Genomic DNA, 21,030 nt, shown 5'->3' on the forward strand with positions numbered 1-21,030 from the left:
CCGCTTCCCGTAGGAAGAGGATGGACCGAGCGCGGCCGGTGTGGTAGAAATCCGCCGCCCGGGTGTTCCGAACGGCCCGTCAAACAGGCGTTCTGGAGCACGTTGCAAGCATATTAATTCTCCGTTGACTGCCCTTAAATGGCCCTGGTATAGTCGCCCCGGCCGTGGGGGCTGGATGACTAAACCAGCGGGATCGCGATTGCGACCCGGCCGTTTGACGGGTCATCGGAACAACCGAAATAGAAGCAGAACACAGGATCTAAAACCCATGAACAAGTCCGAATTGATTGATGCTGTTGCCGAGTCCGCTGACCTCTCCAAGGCGTCCGCCGCTCGCGCCGTCGACGCCGTCGTCGATGCCATTACGGGGGCGCTGGCAGCCGGTGATCAAGTCTCCCTGGTTGGTTTCGGCACCTTCCTGGTGCGCGAGCGGGCGGCTCGTACCGGCCGCAATCCGCAGACCGGTAAGACCATCGAGATTGCGGCCAGCAAGGCGCCCAGCTTTAAGGCTGGCAAAGCGCTGAAAGACGCGGTAAACTAGGCGGCTTTCCGGGGTGCTTAGCTCAGCTGGGAGAGCGTCGCCCTTACAAGGCGAATGTCGGGGGTTCGATCCCCTCAGCACCCACCAGTAGATATTCCGGAGCGGTAGTTCAGTTGGTTAGAATACCGGCCTGTCACGCCGGGGGTCGCGGGTTCGAGTCCCGTCCGCTCCGCCACTGATTCCAGGAAGAGGACGTTCCTCAGGGCGTCCTCTCTCTTTCGAGAAGAAATATTGAAGGCCGGTCGATTGCGGGAAGCGTTGGTCGGTCGAATAACGAGTTTGGAGCGGTAGTTCAGTTGGTTAGAATACCGGCCTGTCACGCCGGGGGTCGCGGGTTCGAGTCCCGTCCGCTCCGCCAGCTTTTTTAGGGTTTGCGAACCCTTGCATCAAAGGGCGCCTGTTTCAGGCGCCCTTTTTTCGTATACTGTCCCGCCAAAATTCAGAGCCTGGCCCCTTTTTTCGCAATAGTCCGCTGGCCGTGATTCGGTGCTCCGCCACCACCCGGGGTCGCGGCGGGGGCGACGGGTCGACCACTCAACGCTGGAACGATAGAGAACCGCAATGCTGCAATCGATCAGAGATCGCGCGACCGGCTGGATCGCCTGGGTCGTCATCATCCTCATCTCCATCCCCTTCGCCCTGTGGGGTATCCAGGAGTACACCGGAGCGGGCGGCCCGGTGTTGGCCGCTACGGTCAACGGGTCGGAGATTCCGCTGCGCACCTTGCAGCAGGAGATGCAGACCGAACGCTCCCGGCTGCAGCAGGCCCTGGGTCCGGCGGCCTCCCAGTTCATCTCCGACGAGGCGCTGCGCAAGCAGGTGCTGCAGGGGCTGATCGATCGGGAGTTGCGTCGTCAAAGCGCCTACTCCGTCGGCTTCCGGGTGGGTGACGAGCAGGTGGCGAGGGAGATCGATTCCATCGATGCATTCAAGCAGGATGGGCACTTCGATCAGCAGCGATACGAGCGGGTGCTGATGCGCAACGATTTCTCGCCGAAGCGCTTCGAGGAACAGCTGCGGGGCGATATGCTGACCACTCAGTTGCGCCAGGGGGTGGTGGCCACTGCCCTGGTGACTCCTCAGGAGGCCAACGCCTACCTCGCGCTGCGCGATCAACAACGAAATTTCCGCTATCTGCTTATCGCTCCCGATGCGCGGGACGATGCGGTCGCGGTGAGCGACGAGGAGGTCGCCAAGGAGTACGAAGCCAACCGCTCCGCGTTCATGGAACCCGAGCAGGTCAAGGTGGAGTACCTCGAGTTGACCCTCAATCATTTGATGGATGCGGTCAAGGTCGACGAGGCCGCAGTCAGGTCGCTCTATGAGGAGCAGAAGGCGCGCTACCAGCGCAAGGAGGAGCGTAAGGCCAGCCACATCCTGCTAACTGTGGAGAAGGGGGCGGATCAGCAGCGCATCGATCAGGTGCGGGCGGAGGCGATGAGCCTGGTTGAGCGGATTCGTGCCGGAGAGGATTTCTCCGTGTTGGCGAAGGAGTTCTCTCAGGACCCCGGTTCGGCGGCCAAAGGGGGGGACCTCGGCTTCTTCAGCAAGGGGATGATGGTGGGGCCCTTCGAGGATGCCGTCTTCTCCATGAAGGTCGGCGAGGTGAGCGATCCGGTGCGCTCTCCCTACGGTTTTCATGTGATTCGTCTGGAGGAGGTGAAGCCGGGGGGGACCGAGACGTTTGAGACGGTCCGGGATTCGGTGGAGAGGGAGGTTCGCCGACGTCAGGCCGAGGGGTTGTTCGTGGAGCAGGAGGAACTACTTACCTCCGTGGCGTTCGAGAATCCGACGTCGCTGGAGGTGCCTGCCAAGGAGTTGGGGTTGCCGGTCCAGACCAGCGACTGGTTCTCACGTGACGTCGGCACAGGGGTTGCGGTCGACCCCAAGGTGCGGGCGGCGGCGTTCGAACCCGATGTCCTGGAAGGGGGCAACAACAGCACGCCGGTGGAGCTCGGCACCGACCGGATGGTGGTGGTGCGTCGACTCGATCGCAAGCCGGTGGCCGCCAAGCCGCTGGAGGCGGTGCGCGAGCAGATCGTCAGCCAGCTGCGCGCGCGCGCGGGGCGTGAGTTGGCTCGCAAGAAGGGCGAGGAGATTCTCGCGGCGGCTCGTGGCGGTGAGGCGCTGCGCGCCTTGGCCGAGGCGAATGGGCTGGAGTTGAAGGAGGAGACGGGGGTGCCCCGTTCCGGCTCGGAAGTGGAACCCGCGCAACTGGTCGAGGCGCTCTTCCGTCTCCGCCGCCCCGGCGAGGAAGGCGCGGTGTTCGAGGGCGTCCCGCTCGGGGATGGCGGCTACGCGGTGGTGGAGCTGACCGGCGTGGTGGACGGTGATCCGGCCAAGCTGACCGATGCGGAGCGCAAGTCCGAGCTCGGCGCGCTGGCACGGGGCGTGGGTGCGGCGGAGTTCTCCGATCTGATGTCCGGATTGCGCGCCCGTGCCGATATCGAGATTGCGAAGTCGCGGCAGGGTGACTCCCGCTGACCTTCTCCAATGGCCGGTCCATCGGCGTTTGGCGGGGATTCGTCGAATGACTGACGGGAATGGTCGGAAACGACGGGCGAGGAATCCCTTCGGCGGCCGTTTCACCGGTTGCAACGGCTTCCGTTTCGTAATACTTTCGTTCTCTCCAACGGACCGATTGTAGGGCACGGCGAGGCTCGCCGCGCCGTGCCGAAAATACCAATTAAAAAGCACATAGAAGGGGAATGAGCATGGCTGATCTGTTTTCCGCTGACTGGATGTCCAAATACATGGAGGAGTGGAACGGTGATCCCGAACTCTCTGGCGCGCTGGAGAAAATCGGCTTCAGTTCCGTGATCGCCTACGGTATCGACGGTGAGGATGCCCCCCGCGGCGTGTTGGTGATCGAAAACGGCAAGGCAACCTCCGGCGGCGCCTTCGACGGCCAGGCCGTGAACTGGGATCTGCGTGCCAAGGAGGACAATTGGAACAAGTGGATGAAGAAGGGAATCGGCATGATGGGGCTGGGCACCGCGTACGCCACCGGCAAGCTGAAGTTCAAGATCGGTGACTACGCCGCGATGATCAAGGATCCGCGCATGGCCGGCCCCTTCATCAAGAGTTTTTCCGCCATGGGCCGCGTCTGAGCGGCTGTCGATTCCCACTCAGAGAGGGCCCCGCGCCGTCCGCCGGTGCAGGGCCCGACAATCTGCTCTTAGGGGTTAGTTTTGATGTCCGTTCGTATCGCATCCCTGCTCTTCGCCGGGGTCGTGGGTTGCTCCGCCCTTGCCGTCGCCGCCCAGGCGCCGCTCAGTGGCAGTCAAATCATTACCGTTCAGGGGAGCCGCGTCGGTTCATCGATCACCTTGGGCGGTACCGTCGTCCCCCGCAAGGAGGTCACCCTCTCCGCCCAGCTCCCTGGACGGGTCGAGTACATAGCCGGGACGGAGGGGGACCGCTTCAAGGAAGGGGACCTGCTGGTCGCCCTCGGTGATGACGAGCTGCTTGCCCAGCGTCGCGCGGCGGTGGCGGAGTACGCCAACGCCGATGCCAGTGCGCGTAACGCCGGGGTCCAGTACTCGCGCGAGCTGATCGCCCCGCAGAGCGAGTCCCCCAGCACGATGCCCGGCATGGGCATGCCCTCGCTGTTCGACCAGTTCTTCACCCGCAACATGGGGTCGATGGTGGGCAAGGGCAAACCGGGTCTGGAGCGTCACGCCGACCTCTACGGCATCGGTACCCAGATGGAACAGGCGCGCAACTCGATGATGCGTGCCCAGTCGAGCATCCAGGCGATCGACGCCAAGCTCCGTGACACCCGCTCGGTGGCGCCGTTCGACGGCGTCATCGTGAAGAAGCTGGTGGAAGAGGGGGATACCGTCCAGCCGGGGATGCCGCTGCTCGGTTTCGCCGACGTCGACGCCTTGCAGATCAAGGTGGAGGTTCCTGCGCGGCACGTGGCGGCGCTGAATCGGGGGATGGTGGTGCCGGCGAAGCTGGACGTCTCCGACGTGGTGGTCCACGTTCGCGTCAACCAGATCTTCCCGATGGCCGATGTCCAACGCCACACGGTCACCGTCAAATTCGACATCCCCCAGGGCGCCCCTGCCGCCCCCGGCATGTATGCCGAGGTGCGCATCCAGGATCCCACCGCCCCGGCCCGCAATCTGGCGGTGGTACCGAAGTCTGCGCTGGTGCGGCGGGGTAGCCTCCACGCGGTGTTCGTGATCAACAACGAGAACCGCACCGAGTTGCGGCTGGTGCGCAAGGGGGACGAGGTCGACCGCGACTACGTCAGCATCCTCTCCGGCCTCAAGCCCAACGAGCGGATCATCGCCAACCCGCAACCGGGGATGGCGTCAGGTTGGATTCCCCAACCCTGATCGGGAAGTACCGCCACCGCGCCTTCCTCTCGCTCGACCTTCAATAACCACAACGAAAAGATTGGCAGATGGCAGACTACGACGCGCCGCAATCAGGGAACCACTCCGGTAACGGGCACCACTCGTTGGGGCTGGCCGGCAATATGGCCAAGGAGTTCATCCACTCCCCCCTCTCACCCATTCTTTTCTTCGCCATGTTGGCCCTCGGCCTGCTCGGTCTGGTCTTCACTCCCCGTCAGGAGGACCCCCAGATCTCGGTGCCGATGGTGGATATCTTCGTCCAGTTCCCCGGCGGCTCCGCCGATCAGGTGGCCAGCCTCGCCATCGATCCGCTGGAGCGGATCATGTCGGAGATTCCCGGGGTCAAGCACGTCTACTCCGCCGCTCAGCGCGGACAAGGCATGGTTACCGTCCGTTTCAAGGTCGGTGAGCAGCTCGGCCCCTCGCTGGTGAAGGTCTACGACAAGCTGGAGTCCAACAAGGACCGCATCCCGCCGGGGGTTCCCGCGCCGTTGGTCAAGCCGAAGGGGATCGATGACGTCCCGGTGGTGACCCTGACGTTGTGGTCTCCCGACGTCGATGACGGGGCGCTGCGCACCCTCGCGCTCGATGTGTTGCAGAGCCTCAAGCAGGTGCCGAATACCGGTCAGGGCTTCATCGTCGGCGGGCGCTCCGAGCAGATTCGGGTGGAGGTGATGCCGGAACGGCTCTCCGGTTTCAATATCGGCCTCGACCGGGTTGCCGGCGCCATCCAGACCGCCAACGCGGAGACCGCGGCGGGCTCCATGGAGATGGGGGATACCCACTTCACCGTCTACTCCGGTTCCTTCCTGCGCTCCGCCGACGACGTCAAGCGCCTGGTGGTGGGGACCCACGCCGGCTCGCCGATCTATGTGCGTGACGTCGCCCGGGTCTTCCAGGCGCCCGAGGAGACCGGCCAGATGGTCTCCTACTACACCGGTCCCGCCTACGAGGGAGAGATGCCGGTGGAGCACGGGGTTCCCGCGGTAACCATCGCGGTTTCCAAGAAGGTGGGGACCAACGGTGTCACCGTCGCCAACGCGATCCTCGACAAGGTCGAGCAGTTGAAGGGGCGGCTGATCCCCGACAACGTGCAGGTGGCGCTCACCCGCAACTACGGCGAGACCGCCAACGAGAAGGTCAACGAGCTGATCTTCAAGCTCTTCGTCGCCACTGCGGCGGTGGCCTTGCTGGTCTGGATGGCACTGGGGATCCGTCCCGCCATCGTGGTGCTGGCGGTGATTCCGGTGGTCATCCTGATCACGGTCTTCTCCGCGTGGATTCTCGGTTTCACCATCGACCGGGTATCGCTGTTCGCGCTGATCTTCTCCATCGGTATCCTGGTGGACGACGCCATCGTGGTGGTGGAGAACATCTACCGCCGCTGGCTGCAGCATGGCGAGACCGATACCGACACTGCGGTCGACGCGGTGCGCGAGGTGGGCAATCCGACCATCCTCGCCACCTTCACCGTGGTTGCCGCGCTGCTGCCGATGGGCTTCGTCTCCGGCATGATGGGTCCCTACATGGCACCCATCCCGGCCCTCGGTTCGGTGGCGATGATCTTCTCTTTGATCGCGGCGTTCATCTTCACCCCGTGGCTGGCGATGCGCATCAAGCCCTCCATCGAGGCGCTGCACAAGGCCGAGCAGCGTGAGCACGCCACCAACGAAAAGCTGGAGAAGCTGTTCCGCAAGATCCTCGTCCCGCTGATCTCCAACCGCCTGCTCGGCTGGGGCTTCCTGGTCGGGGTGGTTGCCATCTTCTTCGCCTGCTGTGCGATGTTTTACACCACGGCGGTCACGGTGAAGATGCTCCCCTTCGACAACAAGCCGGAGTTCAACGTCGTCATCGACATGCCTGAGGGCACCGCCCTGCCGGTCACCGCCAACCTCACCGCGCGCCTGGTCGAGAAGTTGCGTCAGCTGCCCGAAGTGACCTATCTGCAGAGCTACGTCGGCACCGCCATGCCCTTCGACTTCAACGGCATGGTGCGCCACTACTACCTGCGTAATAAGCCGTGGCACGCGGATATCCACGTGCAGCTCAAGGACAAGAGCGAACGCGACCGCAAGAGTCACGAGATCGCGGTGGCGGCGCGTGAGCTGATCACCAAGGTTGCCCGCGACGTCGGGGCGCGGGTCGCCGTGGTCGAGATGCCGCCGGGGCCGCCGGTGCTCGAGTCGGTGGTGGCGGAGGTCTACGGTCCCGATGCCAACACCCGACGTCAGGTGGCCGCCGATCTGACCGCGATGTTCGAGAAGGCGACGATCCTCACCGACGTCGACAACTACATGCAGCAGCCTCATGAGGTGTGGCGTTTCGAAGTGGATACCGAGAAGGCGGTTCGCCGCGGCGTCTCGGTGGACACCATCAACCGCACCCTCTCCATGGCCATGGGCGGCTTCCGGCTGGGCGACGTCAAGCAGGGGAGCCTGCTCGATCCGCTCTACATCGTGATGCAGATCCCGCTGGCGGTGCGCGGCCAGATCGCCCGCCTCTCCGACCTGCCGGTGCCCGCCCAGTCGGGCAGTACGGTGCCGTTGGCCGAAGTCGGCCGGTTCGTGCGAGCGGTCGAAGACCCGATCATCTACCACAAGGATCTGCGTCCGGTGGAGTACGTGGTGGCCGATACCCAGGGGCGGCTCGGTGCCCCGATCTACGGCATGTTCGAAGTGGAGAAGATGCTTGCGGACTACACCGCACCGGATGGGGTGAAACTCGACGGCGGTTACCTTGGGCCCCCCGACGGCGACGGCAAGTCGGCCTTCGAATGGACCGGCGAGTGGACCGTCACCTACGAGACCTTCCGCGACATGGGGCTGGCGTTTGGTGCCGCGTTGGTGCTGATCTATGTGCTGGTGGTGTGGGAGTTCGGCAATTTCGTCATTCCGGCGATCATCATGGCGCCGATTCCGCTGACCTTGATCGGCATCATCCCCGGCCACTGGTTTCTCGGCGCGGAGTTCACCGCCACCTCGATGATCGGTTTCATCGCCCTGGCGGGCATCATCGTTCGCAACTCCATCCTGCTGGTGGACTTCTCCATCCAGTCGGTGCAGGGGGGGGCGACGGTGCAGGATGCGGTGATCCTCTCCTGTAAGACCCGTACCCGGCCGATCCTGATCACCGCCTTCGCGCTGGTGCTCGGCTCTTCGGTGATCCTCTTCGATCCGATCTTCCAGGGAATGGCCATCTCGCTGCTATTCGGTGTCATGGTCTCCACCCTGTTGACGCTGGTGGTGATTCCGCTGGGTTGCATGAGCGCCCGCTCGGCGATCTGCCCGGCCGATGTGCCGTCGTCCAACTGTGACGTCGAGCCTCCCTACCGTCCGGGCCTGCTTTTTCGGATCTGGTCGGCCCTGTTCACCGTCGTGCAGACGCTGTTCTATCTCGTCCGCGGCATCTTCCTGCTGATCGGCAGTTTGTTGGGATCGCTCCTGGGAAAGGGGGGCGCCCGGCGTGAGGAGGAGGTGTCGGCACCCCCCTCGGCCGCTTCGCCCGCTCCGGTGCCGGTGGAGCCGAAGGTGGAGGAGGTGCTCGCAGCCGCCGCCCCGCCGAAGGCCGAAGAGCTGGTGGCGGAGCGGGCTGGCGAGGGGCCCGGAGCGGTGGCGGACGAGACGCCCGCGAACCCCGCGACTATACCGGCCGCCTCTCCGTCGTCACCTGCGCAGTCCGGGGAAGGGGGGGCGCCCGCCGAAACCCCTCGCGAGGATTCGGGTCGAAAGGAGATGTCGACGGCGCCCGCGGCTGTGGAATCCGCCGACCGTACCGATAGCGAGGTCGTGAAGCCGCCGGTGAAAAAGGCGGTCGCGCCGAAAAGGAGGGCTCCAGCCAAGAAGGAGGGAGCGGTCGGCGAGGCGACCGTCAAGCGGGCCCCGGCGAAGAAAAAGGCGCCGATCAAGAAGAAGGGAGCGCGGCGCGGAATTCGCCTGAAGGCCCTTGATGATGGTGGTGCCAATGAGGACGGTGAAGACTGAGTGCTCGACGTGGCTACTCCACGCGAGGAGGGGCGATGAAGCTCGAGAAGGTCATTGGGGCGGCATTCGTCGTCGGCACCTTGCTCCCCGCGTTGGTCGCGGCCCAGGGAAGTGGTGGTTGGTATGATGACCAGGGGCGGTGGGCGAACGAGGGCACCGGCCCCCGCTACACCGCCGGCGGATTCTATTCCACGGACGACGCGAGGGCGAATCGGGAATATCCGTCCACTTCCTCCTGGAATGCCACCGACTTCGACCGGGGGTATGGGGCATACCCGGTGACGGAAGGCTACCCGAGTGGGACTCACGGCTATTCGCAACCCACGTCGCCGGCACCCGGTGGTGGCACCGACTACCGCTCCTACTCCTCATCTTCATCCGACGGCGGTGGTTTCCCGGTTGTCCGCACGGCCGACGGGAACGCCTCCTCCTATCCGCAGTACACCCCCACCACCGATTGGGGAGCCGGCACTTCCAACGATGTTTACGGCGGTGCCGGGGCAAGCTACGGTGGCGGCTACCCGTCCAGTACCGCGGACGATTGGGGGCGTAGCAGCTATCCGCTCGACGGCAATGCCGCACAGCCCTATTCACCCGCTGCCGGTGGGGAGACTTACCCCCGGCCGCCCTCCGCCAAGCGTTATTCCGCCCCGGGAACCGGCTACGGTGCGCCGTCCACCCGTTCCTACGGAGAGAATTGGGCGGGGGGAGCGGCATCGGGCGGCACGAACTATAGAGGAGAACGCTACTCCTCCGGCGGCTATTCCGACTCTTGGGGGGGCGCTGGCCGGTACGGCGGAGAGGGGAGTTACTACCCCCCTTCTTCGTCTTCGCCGGAATCGCGCGGCAATCCCTGGGCGGGGACTGCGGACGGATACTCCCGCGAGCCGGCGGAGGACTATCGCGATCAGCGGCGAAAGGAGAATCCATGGGCGTTCGATCGTCCCGATCCGGCGCGGCAGGCCGAGCGGCGCCGTTGGCGGGAAGTGGCGCCGCGGCCTTGGGGCGGCGAGGCGGAGTCCAGGCGGGAGGAGCCGCCCCCGCAGGAGCTGCCATACGGTTTGCCCTACCGCCGTTACGGTGACAACGGTTTTCCCGGATATGGATCGGCCGATCGCTACTATCCGGGTGGAAACTGGAACCCGTGGTCGGTCTGGGGAGGGGGGATGCCCGGCGGTAACTGGCCGAGTGGCAGTTGGCCGAACGGCAACTGGGGGAGCTGGCCCTATATGCCGTGGAGTTGGTGAAGTGGGCGAACGGGCGGCCGGATGATTTTCCAGGGGGGCGTGAGGGCGTTTTGACGTCGTATGGTCAAGGGGCGAAGTCCCCTAGGGGGAGAGGGGGCGCGACTCCCCCGAACCCATAAAAACGGTCCCGGCGGGACTGCAACCACCATTTGTGATGAGGTAGCCATCATGAAGAGAGTCGCGAAGCGCCGCGCCTTCTCCGAAGTGGTGGGCCAGACGAGGAGTGTGATCATGGGCAGGTTCTCCCTATCTCTTTTCGGCGGCGCGGTTGCGCTTCTCTCCGCATTGGGCACGGCGGCTTCGCCGCTGGGCAACGGCAAGGAGTTTTCCGCGGAGCAAGTGCAGATCGCGCCCGACGGATCGCGGACGGTGGTCCAGCGGATGTATGTCGGCGCCGATCAGCTACGCTTCGAGCAACTGGCCGGTCGCAAGGGGGTGATGATCGCCGATGTGGCGGCGGGCAAGGGGTATCGACTGATGCCCGAACGCAAGCAGTACATGGAATTGCCTCTGCCGCCGCAGATGGTGATGCCGGGCAGTGCCGCCCAGCAGGATCCGTGTGCGGCGCTGCCCGGCTTCCGCTGTACCAAGCAGGGGGAGGAGGAGCTCAACGGGCGTCCTGCCGAGAAGTGGGAGATCAGCGGCGAGCACCCGCAGCAGGGGCGCGTCTCCTCGGTACAATGGATCGACAAGGAGCGCCGTTTCCCGGTCAAGCACCAGATGCCCAATGGCGCCTCCTTCGAGTCGCGTCTGGTGGGGATGGACACGATCGACGGCCGGCGGGTGGAGAAGTGGGAGAGCACCGCCCGCGAGGGTGATCAGGCGCAGACCACCCACTTCTGGTTCGATCCGGAGCTCAGCCTGCGACTGCGGGAGGAGTTTCCCGGTGGCGCTTCCCGCGAGTTGGTCAACATCCAGGTGGGGCCGCAGCCGGCGCAGTTGTTCGAAGTGCCTGCCGACTACCAGGCGATCGCGGCGCCGCAGGGCAGTGGTGCGGGACGGATGCCCCCTGGCGGGGGCGGAGATCGCTACGGTCGTGCGGGCTCGCCGGGGCAGCCGCCCCGCGGTCAGGGCGGGTATCAACATTAACTCCGATGAGCAGCCCCGGCGGTGGGCGGCAAAGTGCGCATATGATCACAGTAGTAGGCAATCTCAAAGGGGGCTCCGGCAAGAGCACCGTTACCTTCAATCTGGCCGTCTGGCTGCTGGAGCAGGGCCAGGAGGTGGTGACCTTCGACCTGGATCCCCAGGCGACCCTCAGCGATGTGGTCGAGGTGCGTACCGAAGACGGCCACGAGCCCTCGGTCAGCGTCTACCGCATGGAGAGCGATCCGTTGAAGGTGCTGCGTCATCATCAGGGGCAGGCGCTGGTCGACGTGGGAGCCTCCAACATGTGGGCGATGCGCCAGGCGATCGCGTTGGCCGATCGGGTGGTGGTGCCGGTGGCGCCGAGTCAGGCGGACGTCTGGTCCACCCAGCGTTTTCTCAATATCGTCGCCGAGGCGGTGAGCGATCGTAAGGGGGGGCAGGGGATGCCTCAGGTGGTCGGCTTCATCAATCGTGCCGACACCCATCATGCGGTGCGCGAGACTCAGGAGGCGGAAGAGGCCCTGGGCGCGCTCCCGGGGGTCGAGCTTCTCGGTCGGCGGCTCAGTCAGCGTACCTCCTTCCGGCGCTCGTTCAGCGAGGGACTGGCGGTGTTCGAGCTGGAGCCTTCGGGAAAGGCCAGCGCCGAGTTCGAGGCGTTCGCCGCCGCCCTCTACCCCGGTCTCACCGCGAACCACTCGTAAGTTCAGGAGGCTCCGATGTTCGGTCTGATCCGCAATCTGTTTGCCCTGTTCGGTTTTCTCGTCCTGGTGCTGGGTGTCGTCGTCTATCTCTCCGGCACCGAGAAGCTACGGGACTTCGACCCCAGGGCCGCCGAGGTGTTGAGCAGTTTCGCCAAACGCTTCATCGAAAGCGACATGGCCACCGCGGCAGTGGTGCGGGTGCCGGTGGCCGAGGGGGTCACCCTGGAGGACGCGGTGGAGTCCATGAAGCTCCGCGCCAACCTGCGCAACATCAAGCTGGTGGGCGAGAAGCCGCTCCATCAGCAGATCGAGGCGACCACCGGCCAACCCCACCGCTACGCCGGTATCTTCGAGTTCTGCGACGCCGCCACCGCGGCCAAGATGCTCGACTACAACCCTGACTACATCGCCTTCATGCCGTGCCGCATCGCGCTCTTCGAGGATGCCGACGGCAACCGGTGGCTGGAAACCATGAACATGGATCTGTTGATCCACGGCGGTCGTGAGCTGAAGCCCCAGCTGAAGGAGAGTGCGGTGGCGATCCGCGAGGGGCTCTACGACATCATGCAGGCCGGGGCCAACGGCGACCTGTAGCTGGTGCCTCCGGCGGTGTGGGGGTATGATCCGCTGCCTGATCGAGATTCACAGAGAACCGGAATATGAGCGTGGAGAGAGTCGGCGGTGGCGAGACCGTGGTGGGGATTCGCGGTGGCTCCGAGGGGACGATCGCCAATGCCAATGACGCGGCGATGGACCGTTTCGCCGCCAGCTTCGAGGCCAGTGCGAAGCGCTGGGAGCTGGTGGTCTACCCTTCACTGGTGGCTTTCATTATTCTCGCCGTCTACGGTTTTTACCTGGTCTACAGTCTGACCAGCGATGTCGCCCAACTGGCCAAGTCGATCGACCCGGCGATGGAACACCACATGGCCGAGATGACCATCAGCATCCAGCAGATGTCCACCGCGGTTTCGCAGATGAGTGATTCGGTGAGCAAGATGAACGTCACCCTGCAGGAGATGTCCGGCGACGTCGACAACCTGGGGCCGATGTTGGGGCAGATGGAGCAGATGACCCGCTACTCCGCTGCCATGGCGGGCTCGACTGACCGGATGGGCCAGGATCTGGCGATCATGAACCGCAACGTCTCCCCGGCCATGCGTGGCATGAACAACCTGATGCCCTGGTAATCCGAACGGAGTTATCCCATGTTTGACGGCGGCAGTGTCATCGAGGCCCGGCTCCAGAGCCTGGAGGCTCACCTCAAGCTGGAAAATCCAGTCCTCCTTTCGGTGGTCCAGAGCTATCGCGAGCTGGATCGCGTCGGCCGCCGTATGGGGCTGCTCGATGCCGAGGAGTCGTTCGCCTCGCGCATCTCGTGGTGGCCGTTGGTGGCGGTGCTCGGCACCTTCTCCGCCGGCAAGTCGACCTTCATCAATTACAATCTCGGCGCCAAGCTCCAGCAGACCGGCAATCAGGCGGTGGACGACAAGTTCACCGTCATCTGCTTCTCTCAGGACGAGAACGTCAACGTGCTGCCCGGTTTCGCCCTGGATGCCGATCCCCGCTTCCCTTTCTACCAGATCAGCGACAAGATCGAGCGGGTGGCCGCGGGGGAGGGGCGACGGGTCGATGCCTACCTCCAGTTGAAGACCTGCCCCAGCGAGCGGGTGCGAGGCAAGATCTTCATCGATTCCCCCGGTTTCGACGCCGACGCCCAGCGCACCTCCACCCTGCGTATCACCGACCATATCATCGACCTGGCGGACCTCGTGCTGGTCTTCTTCGACGCCCGCCATCCCGAGCCGGGTGCGATGCACGATACCCTGGATCATCTGGTGGGCAAGACGGTCAACCGCCCCGACTCCTCCAAGTTCCTCTATATCCTCAATCAGGTGGATACCACCGCTCGTGAGGACAATCCGGAGGAGGTGTTCGGGGCTTGGCAGCGGGCATTGGCCCAGCAGGGACTCACCGCGGGCCGGTTCTACGCCATCTACAGCCCGGATGCCGCGGTACCGATCGACGACGAGGCGCTGCGCCGCCGCTTCGAGAGCAAGCGCGATACCGATCTGGCCGAGATCCGCCGGCGGATGCACCAGGTGGAGGTGGAGCGCGCCTACCGTATCGTCGGCGCCCTGGAGAAGCAGGTTCACGATATCGAGGAGCAGATCGTTCCCCGCCTGCGCGAGTTGCTGGCCGACTGGCGCCGCCGGGTGCTGTGGACCGACGGCGTCCTCCTCGGCGTGGTGCTGGTTGGGCTGTTGGCCGCATCGATCAACGGTGGCTGGTGGTCTGCGCCACCGGTGTGGTTGGTCACCATCGGCGGGAGTCCGTTGTGGGGCGGACTGGTCGCGCTGCTACTGCTGGCAGGGGGGGGCTACGCCCATTTCTCGCTGCGGGAGTTCTACCGTCGGCGTCAGGCGCGCCAGCTTGCCGAGAGCATGCCGGAAGGGTTCGAGCGGGACAGTATGATTCGTGCTTTCCGTCGCTCCACCTGCGGTTGGCGCTCGCTCTTCCAGCGGGAACCGGCCGGTTGGGGCGGTTGGGCGAAGAAGCGCATCAAGCAGATTCTCCACGCCGCCGACCGGTACGTCCAGGAGTTGAACGACCAGTTCACCAATCCGTCCGGTGGGCGTGCCGCCGCGGAGGCCGCCGAACCGTCCACCGTCGACGCTCGGGCGGGGGAGTGAGCGGCGTGCGGCGATCATGGGGCGTTTCCTGGTTTCTCCTGTCGGCGCTGCCCGTCGTCGTCGCCGGTGCGGAGATCCGTCTCGAAGGGGTCAACATTCTGGGGGCGTCGAAGAGTGCGTACCTCACGGTGGATGGCAAGAGGAGCCGCTTTCGCGAGGGCGAGTCGATGGGGGGGTGGACGGTGGAACGGATCGCTCCCCGCTCGGTGGATCTGCGCACGCCCAAGGGCGAGTTGCGGACCCTGACCCTGCGAGGTACCTCCGGTTCCGCGCAGGAGGCGCCAAAGGACGCGGGCAAGGAGGAGGCGGGAGCCAATTTCCGCCCCCGGGTGATCGACGATCGCGATGTTCCTCCCGGTTACCGCAAGGTGCGCACGCCGTTTGGCGATGTCCTGGTCGACAAGAGCAAGCAGGGGGGCACCCTGCTCGACGAGAATCGCGGCAAATAGCGACCCTCTTCCCGTCGCACTGCCGTTTCGATACGCCAGCGTCCCCCCCGTGTTGCATGAATTTTCGGAACTGAGGCTTGTCAGAAGACTTATGCAACACGGGGGTTCGTCCCCCTCCTTACCCGTCAGGGCTGATCGACCTCCACCCGCAGCCAGAGGGTGTCGGACCTTGTGGTGGATAGGGTGTGTGGGGGGCGGCGGGGGCCCCTCAGCTGAAGCCACTCTCCGGGCGCCACCGACAGGCGTGTGGTCAGTTGGCGGACCTGATGACCGATGGCGTTCTCCTCTTCTCGGGATTTCAGCTCCACGACCGCCTGCTCACCGACCAGCCAGACGCGGGTACTCAGCCGCCGCCCGCGTTCCCGCTCTTCCAGTTGGATCCCTCGCCCGTAGATTCCGTCGAAGCCGCTCCTTGCCTCCAACCGTCGCTGGCCCTCGAACAGCTCCACCTGCTCCCCTTCGGTGACGGCGATCCGCTGCTCGTTGTCGTCGCCGACGTGATAGCGGCGGGTGCCGGCCGCCGGTGGGTTGCCGCGAAGCAGTGTGAGGTGGAGGCGGCGCAGAGGGCGGTCGAGGGTGCGTGCGATGGAGGCCAGTCGGTGGAGTCGCTCGGTGGTGGCGGAGAGGATCAACTGGTCGCCGTTGGCGACGGCTCGCTCGTTTTCCTCCAGAAGCGGGGTGAGCAGCGGCGCCAGCTCTTCCGCCGGGCGGTGTTGGAGGGTGACCACGCCCTCCTCTGCGTGGAGCAGCGGGGTGATCAGGAGCAGCAGGATCGGCAGCAGGCGGCGGGGCATGGCGGTTCTCCGGGGGGGTGAGGCATTCCTTGCGGAGGAAGCAAAAAATCAGCCAAAAGTGGTGGTGCTGGTGGTCGCCTGCGGCCGGGCGTCAATTTCCATGCGGGTCATATGGTTGATACTGCTGAACGGTGTCCCAAGATCCCCATCATATGGGCTAGACTTCACCAGTCTCTCCCCCTCTCCACCGCGGGCTCGTCCCGCTGCGGCAGCGTGCGTATTCGGAGGAAGGTTCAAATATGCTCAGCAAAGAACTGGAATTTACCCTCAACCTCGCCTTGAAGGAGGCGCGGGAGAAGCGTCACGAGTTCATCACCGTCGAGCACATGCTGCTCGCGTTGCTCGACAACCCGTCCGCCGCCGATGCCTTGCGTGCCTGTGGTGCCGACGTCAATACCCTGCGGGTGGAGCTCGCCGACTTCATCGACGGCAACACCCCGCGGCTGGATGCCGCCGACGACCGCGATACCCAGACCACCCTCGGTTTCCAGCGGGTCCTGCAACGGGCGGCGCTGCACATGCAGTCGGCCGGTACCGAGCAGGTGACCCCGCCCAACGTGCTGGTGGCGATCTTCGGCGAGAAGGAGTCCCAGGCGGTCTATCTGCTCGGTCGCCAGGGGGTGACCCGGCTCCATCTGGTCAACTACATCTCCCACGGCATCTCCAAGGCGCCGGAGGAGGAGGGGCCTCGCCCCGCGCCCACCGAGGAGGATGGCGGCTCCCCCGCCCAGAATCCGTTGGAGGCCTACGCGGTGAACCTCAACGAGGTGGCGGCCCAGGGGCGCATTGATCCGTTGATCGGCCGTCGCGAGGAGGTGGAGCGGACGGTGCAGATCCTCTGCCGGAGGCGCAAGAACAACCCGCTCTTCGTCGGCGAGGCGGGCGTCGGCAAGACCGCCATCGCCGAGGGGTTGGCGCGGATGATCGTCGAAGGGGAGGTGCCGGAGGTGCTGCTCAATGCCACCATCTACTCCCTCGATCTGGGCGCGCTGGTGGCCGGCACCAAATATCGCGGCGACTTCGAGAAGCGGCTCAAGGGGCTGCTCAAGGAGCTCAAGCGGCAGGAGGGGGCGGTCCTCTTCATCGACGAGATCCATACCATCATCGGTGCCGGCTCCGCCTCTGGCGGAACCATGGATGCCTCCAACCTGATCAAGCCGCTACTTGCTTCCGGTGAGCTGCGCTGCATCGGTTCCACCACCTACCAGGAGTACCGCGGCATCTTCGAAAAGGATCGCGCGCTGGCCCGTCGCTTCCAGAAAATCGACGTGGAGGAGCCGAGCGTGGAGGAGACCTTCCGCATCCTCAAGGGGTTGAAGAGCCGCTTCGAGGAGCATCACGAGGTGAAGTACTCGCTGCCGGCACTGCGTTCGGCGGCCGAGCTCTCCGCCCGCTACATGAATGATCGCCACCTTCCCGACAAGGCGATCGACGTGATCGACGAGGCGGGCGCCAAGCTCCGCCTGCGCCCCGTCTCCAAGCGCAAGAAGAATATCGGCGTCGCCGATATCGAGGAGATCGTCGCCAAGATGGCGCGGATTCCGCCGAAGAGTGTCTCCGCCTCCGATAAGGAGTCGCTGAAGACCCTGGAGCGCGACCTGAAAATGGTGGTGTTCGGTCAGGACGAGGCGATCGATACCCTCGCCACCTCGATCAAGATGTCCCGTTCGGGGCTCGGTGATACCCGCAAGCCGGTGGGCTCGTTCCTCTTCGCCGGCCCCACCGGCGTCGGCAAGACCGAGGTGACCCGGCAGCTCGCCACCATCCTCGGCATCGAGTTGATCCGTTTCGATATGTCGGAGTACATGGAGCGCCACACGGTCTCGCGGTTGATCGGTGCTCCCCCCGGCTACGTCGGCTACGATCAGGGTGGGCTGCTCACCGAGGCGGTGATCAAGCACCCTCATGCGGTGGTGTTGCTCGACGAGATCGAGAAGGCCCACCCCGACGTTTTCAACCTTTTGTTGCAGGTGATGGATCACGGTACGTTGACCGACAACAACGGGCGCAAGGCCGATTTCCGCAACGTCATCCTGGTGATGACTTCCAACATTGGCGCCGCCGACATCAGCCGCAGCTCCATCGGCTTCACCGCCCAGGACCACTCCAGCGACGGCATGGAGGCGGTTCGCCGCGGCTTCTCGCCGGAGTTCCGCAACCGCCTCGATGCGGTGGTCCAGTTCAAGGCCCTGGACGCCTCCACCATCGACAATGTGGTGGAGAAGTTCCTGATCGAACTGGAGGCCCAGTTGGAACCCAAGGGGGTGGAGTTGGAGGTGAGTCAGGCGGCTCGCGACTGGCTCGCCGAGCGGGGCTACGACCCGAAGATGGGGGCTCGACCGATGGCGCGGGTGATTCGCGAGAACATCAAGCGGCTGCTCGCCGAGGAGCTGCTGTTCGGTCGTCTGGTCGGCGGGGGGTATGCCTATGTCGATGTCGAGGACGGCGAACTCTCCTTCGAGATCGAGGAGCATGCGCCGCGGCAGCAGGCGGAGACGGTTTGAAACGTCGGGTGACGGGTGACAGGGAAGAGGCGCCCCACTCTTCACCTGTCATCTGTCTTTCCCGGGGCGCACGAAAACCGCCGGGGCGCTGGGTGCGCCCCGGCGGTTTTCGTCGTTCGGGCCTTCGACGATGCGGCGGAGCCGCGACCGCGGATCAGCGGCTGCGGTAGGTGATGCGGCCCTTGCTGAGGTCGTAGGGGGTCATCTCCACGGTCACCTTGTCGCCGGTGAGGATGCGGATGTAATGCTTGCGCATCTTGCCGGAGATGTGGGCGGTCACCACGTGACCGTTTTCCAGCTCCACCCGGAACATGGTGTTGGGCAGGGTGTCGATCACCACGCCTTGCATCTCGATCGCGTCTTCTTTCGCCATGCGAATTGGAAATCCTAATGCGGAAAAGTAGGCGCGTTATTATCGGGAATTCTCGCCGCAAAACAAGGGGGAGCGCTCCACGGTGCCCCGTCCATCCGAGAATCGGGGGCGCGGCTATCCGATGGACGGCGCGTTGGCGGCCGAATCCGGGGGCGTGTCGAGGGGGTGCCAGGCGTCGTCGAGGAACGTCTCCGCCGGGCGAAAGCGGGATTTGTAGGCCATTTTCGCCGATTCCGCGATCCAGTAGCCGAGATAGAGGAACGGCAGTCCCGTGCGCCGCGCCTCTTCGATCTGCCACAGTACTGCCAGATTGCCGAGACCACGATTGGCCTCGTCGGGGTCGAAAAAGGTGTAGACCGCGGAGAGTCCCTGTTCGAGGTGGTCGGTCACCGCCACTGCGAGAAGCCTTCCCCCCAGACGGAACTCGTGGAAGCGGGTCGGGCTCCACGGGGCGTCGAGAAACCGCAGGAACTCCTCCGGCCGAGGGTCGTCCATGCCGCCGTCGCGGTGGCGCGCCTCCTGGTAACGGCGGTAGAGGTCGAACCGCTCGTCGCTGAAGGCCGGCTCATGGGCGGTCACGGTGAGGTCCCGGTTGGCCTTCCAGGTGCGGCGATCGCGGCGCGAGGGCTGGAAGCGGGCCACCGGCAGGCGTAGCGGGATGCAGGCGTTGCAGCCGCCGCAGTTGGGACGATAGACGTAGCGGCCGCTGCGGCGGAATCCGTGGTCCACCAGGACGCTGTAGAGACGGCGATCGGGGTCCCGTTCCGGGTCCAGGAAGATGCTGCGGGCAACCCGTTCCTCCAGGTAGGAGCAGGGGTGCTCCTGGCCGAGATAGAATGCAATGTCCTCTTCGCGGCGCATCGTTCAGGTCGGAGTCGTCAATGTTGAATGGGTGAACGGGGGGCGTCTCGTCTCTAGGGCCCGCGAAAGAATAACTTCCTGTTTTGGGGCGTCGAGACGCCTCTCCGGCAAGACGCGCAAAGGGGCGCATACTCGTTGTATGCAACCCTTTGCGCAACGCCGCCGGAGAGGATGGATCGGCGTCCCAAAACAGGAAGTTATTCTTTCGCGGGCCCCTATGGCCGCAGGGAACATCATTCGGCGTGATCCCACTTTCCGCCCCGCCCGCCGACGTCACACCAGCGGTCCAGCAGCGCGGCGAACTCTTGTCGCGGGATCTCCTCGGCGCCGAGGCTGCGCAGGTGGCTGGAGCTGAGCTGGCAGTCGATCAACCGGTAGTCCCACGCCAGCAGTTTGTGGGCAAGGTGGACCAGGGCCACCTTGGAGGCGTCGCTGCGGCGGCTGAACATCGATTCGCCGAAGAAGACCCGTCCCAGCGCCACGCCATAGAGCCCCCCCACCAGCTCTTCCTGGAAGCGGCACTCCACCGAGTGGGCGACTCCTTCCTCGTGCAATCGGCAATAGGCGGTCACCATCTGGCCGGTGATCCAGGTGCCCTGTTGTCCCTCCCGCGGTTCCGCGCAGGCGCGCATCACCGCCGCGAAGTCGGTGTCGAAGGTGACCCGGTACTCACCCCGGTTGAGCCGCTTGCGCAGGCTGCGGGAGACCTTCAGCGTTTCCGGGCGCAGTACCGCGCGTGGGTCGGGGGACCACCAGAGGAGCGGCTGACCCTCCTCGGACCAGGGGAAAATGCCGCTGCGGTAGGCCCGCAGCAGTCTTTGCGGCGAGAGGTCGCCGCCGGCGGCGAGCAGCCCGTCCGGTTCGGCGAGCGCCGAGCTGAGCGGCGGAAAGGGCTGGGTCGGGCGGGTTGGGTCGAGCCACGGAATCATGGGGAAAATCGTCGTAGGTTGTCCGAATAATCCGGGTTCGGGTTGTCCGTTTTACTGGAGACAGTAGCTGGAATCTCGTTGGCGCTTAGGCATAATAGACGAGAAGGAACGCAATAATAAACGATGACTCCCGGCCGGTTCGCGGGACAGGAATTTCCGTGACAGAGGCGATCGAGGTAGGGCTCATGAGTGCAGACGACAAGATTGTGGTAGTGGTGGATGCCGATCTGGAGGATATCGTGCCGGGTTACCTGGAGAACCGTCGGAAGGATATCGTCGAGATCGGCGCGGCGGTGGAGGCAGGGGACTTCGAGTCCATCCGGGTGCTTGGTCACCGGATGAAGGGGAGTGGCGGAGGGTATGGCTTCGATCATATCACCGACATCGGGTTCGCCCTGGAGACGGCTGCCAAGGGGAGCGATGCGGAGGCGATCCGAACCCAGATCGATGATCTGCGGGACTACTTGGCGAGGGTCGAGGTGACCTACGAGGAGTGAGTCTCCCG

The 21,030-nt window shown here is 64.7% G+C and carries 17 protein-coding genes and 3 tRNA genes; 16 read left to right on the forward strand and 4 right to left on the reverse strand.

The window, feature by feature from the left end; all coding sequences use genetic code 11:
* The first annotated feature begins 268 nt into the window (after positions 1-268).
* From ACYQ2W_RS03405 to ACYQ2W_RS03470, 14 genes are all read left to right on the forward strand, one after another.
* The gene (locus tag ACYQ2W_RS03405) at positions 269-541 is read left to right on the forward strand and encodes an HU family DNA-binding protein (protein ID WP_488193036.1); all 273 of its coding nucleotides are present in this window, start codon (positions 269-271) and stop codon (positions 539-541) included.
* 11 nt (positions 542-552) lie between these two features.
* A tRNA-Val gene (locus ACYQ2W_RS03410) sits at positions 553-628 on the forward strand.
* A gap of 11 nt (positions 629-639) precedes the next feature.
* Positions 640-716, forward strand: a tRNA-Asp gene (locus ACYQ2W_RS03415).
* 106 nt (positions 717-822) lie between these two features.
* Positions 823-899, forward strand: a tRNA-Asp gene (locus tag ACYQ2W_RS03420).
* A gap of 203 nt (positions 900-1,102) precedes the next feature.
* Complete coding sequence (locus ACYQ2W_RS03425) at positions 1,103-3,025, forward strand: SurA N-terminal domain-containing protein (protein WP_459863233.1); 1,923 nt, start codon at positions 1,103-1,105, stop codon at positions 3,023-3,025.
* 230 nt (positions 3,026-3,255) lie between these two features.
* A complete protein-coding gene (locus ACYQ2W_RS03430; RefSeq protein ID WP_459863235.1) occupies positions 3,256-3,651 on the forward strand; it encodes an SCP-2 sterol transfer family protein in 396 nt (131 codons plus the stop codon).
* An 84-nt stretch (positions 3,652-3,735) separates the two neighbouring features.
* Entirely contained in the window at positions 3,736-4,887 is a 1,152-nt protein-coding gene (locus tag ACYQ2W_RS03435; RefSeq protein WP_459863237.1) for an efflux RND transporter periplasmic adaptor subunit, read from the forward strand.
* 68 nt (positions 4,888-4,955) lie between these two features.
* Positions 4,956-8,888 (forward strand): efflux RND transporter permease subunit, encoded by a 3,933-nt coding sequence (locus ACYQ2W_RS03440; RefSeq protein ID WP_459863238.1) that lies wholly within the window; start codon positions 4,956-4,958, stop codon positions 8,886-8,888.
* Between the two features lie 1,415 nt (positions 8,889-10,303).
* Complete coding sequence (locus ACYQ2W_RS03445; RefSeq protein ID WP_459863239.1) at positions 10,304-11,224, forward strand: hypothetical protein; 921 nt, start codon at positions 10,304-10,306, stop codon at positions 11,222-11,224.
* Positions 11,225-11,265: 41 nt separating this feature from the next.
* Positions 11,266-11,925 carry a nucleotide-binding protein gene (locus ACYQ2W_RS03450; protein WP_459863240.1) on the forward strand — a complete coding sequence of 220 codons (660 nt, stop codon included), beginning with the start codon at positions 11,266-11,268 and terminating at the stop codon, positions 11,923-11,925.
* Between the two features lie 15 nt (positions 11,926-11,940).
* Complete coding sequence (locus ACYQ2W_RS03455; protein WP_459863241.1) at positions 11,941-12,519, forward strand: DUF302 domain-containing protein; 579 nt, start codon at positions 11,941-11,943, stop codon at positions 12,517-12,519.
* A 65-nt stretch (positions 12,520-12,584) separates the two neighbouring features.
* On the forward strand, positions 12,585-13,112 hold the full coding sequence (locus ACYQ2W_RS03460) for a hypothetical protein (RefSeq protein ID WP_459863242.1): 528 nt from the start codon (positions 12,585-12,587) through the stop codon (positions 13,110-13,112).
* Between the two features lie 18 nt (positions 13,113-13,130).
* Positions 13,131-14,615 carry a dynamin family protein gene (locus ACYQ2W_RS03465; protein ID WP_459863243.1) on the forward strand — a complete coding sequence of 495 codons (1,485 nt, stop codon included), beginning with the start codon at positions 13,131-13,133 and terminating at the stop codon, positions 14,613-14,615.
* 5 nt (positions 14,616-14,620) lie between these two features.
* Positions 14,621-15,064 (forward strand): hypothetical protein, encoded by a 444-nt coding sequence (locus ACYQ2W_RS03470; protein WP_459863245.1) that lies wholly within the window; start codon positions 14,621-14,623, stop codon positions 15,062-15,064.
* A 125-nt stretch (positions 15,065-15,189) separates the two neighbouring features.
* Here the strand turns inward: ACYQ2W_RS03470 and ACYQ2W_RS03475 are convergent, their stop codons facing one another.
* Positions 15,190-15,858: a hypothetical protein gene (locus ACYQ2W_RS03475; protein ID WP_459863247.1), complete on the reverse strand. Its 669-nt coding sequence runs from the start codon at positions 15,856-15,858 to the stop codon at positions 15,190-15,192.
* A 239-nt stretch (positions 15,859-16,097) separates the two neighbouring features.
* Between ACYQ2W_RS03475 and clpA the strand changes: the two genes are divergently transcribed.
* Entirely contained in the window at positions 16,098-18,362 is a 2,265-nt protein-coding gene (gene clpA / locus ACYQ2W_RS03480) for an ATP-dependent Clp protease ATP-binding subunit ClpA (protein ID WP_459863249.1), read from the forward strand.
* 154 nt (positions 18,363-18,516) lie between these two features.
* Here clpA and infA read toward each other — a convergent pair whose 3' ends face one another.
* From infA to aat, 3 genes are all read right to left on the reverse strand, one after another.
* Positions 18,517-18,735, reverse strand: coding sequence for a translation initiation factor IF-1 (infA, locus tag ACYQ2W_RS03485; protein WP_459863251.1), 219 nt, complete (start codon positions 18,733-18,735; stop codon positions 18,517-18,519).
* Between the two features lie 114 nt (positions 18,736-18,849).
* Positions 18,850-19,596 carry an arginyltransferase gene (locus ACYQ2W_RS03490; RefSeq protein WP_459863253.1) on the reverse strand — a complete coding sequence of 249 codons (747 nt, stop codon included), beginning with the start codon at positions 19,594-19,596 and terminating at the stop codon, positions 18,850-18,852.
* A 233-nt stretch (positions 19,597-19,829) separates the two neighbouring features.
* Positions 19,830-20,525, reverse strand: a complete 696-nt coding sequence (gene aat, locus ACYQ2W_RS03495; RefSeq protein ID WP_459863255.1) for a leucyl/phenylalanyl-tRNA--protein transferase — start codon at positions 20,523-20,525, stop codon at positions 19,830-19,832.
* 185 nt (positions 20,526-20,710) lie between these two features.
* On the opposite strand from aat, the gene ACYQ2W_RS03500 reads away from it, so the two are divergent.
* Positions 20,711-21,022 (forward strand): Hpt domain-containing protein, encoded by a 312-nt coding sequence (locus tag ACYQ2W_RS03500; protein WP_459863257.1) that lies wholly within the window; start codon positions 20,711-20,713, stop codon positions 21,020-21,022.
* Positions 21,023-21,030 lie beyond the last annotated feature (8 nt).

This window comes from Endothiovibrio diazotrophicus (assembly GCF_054657215.1).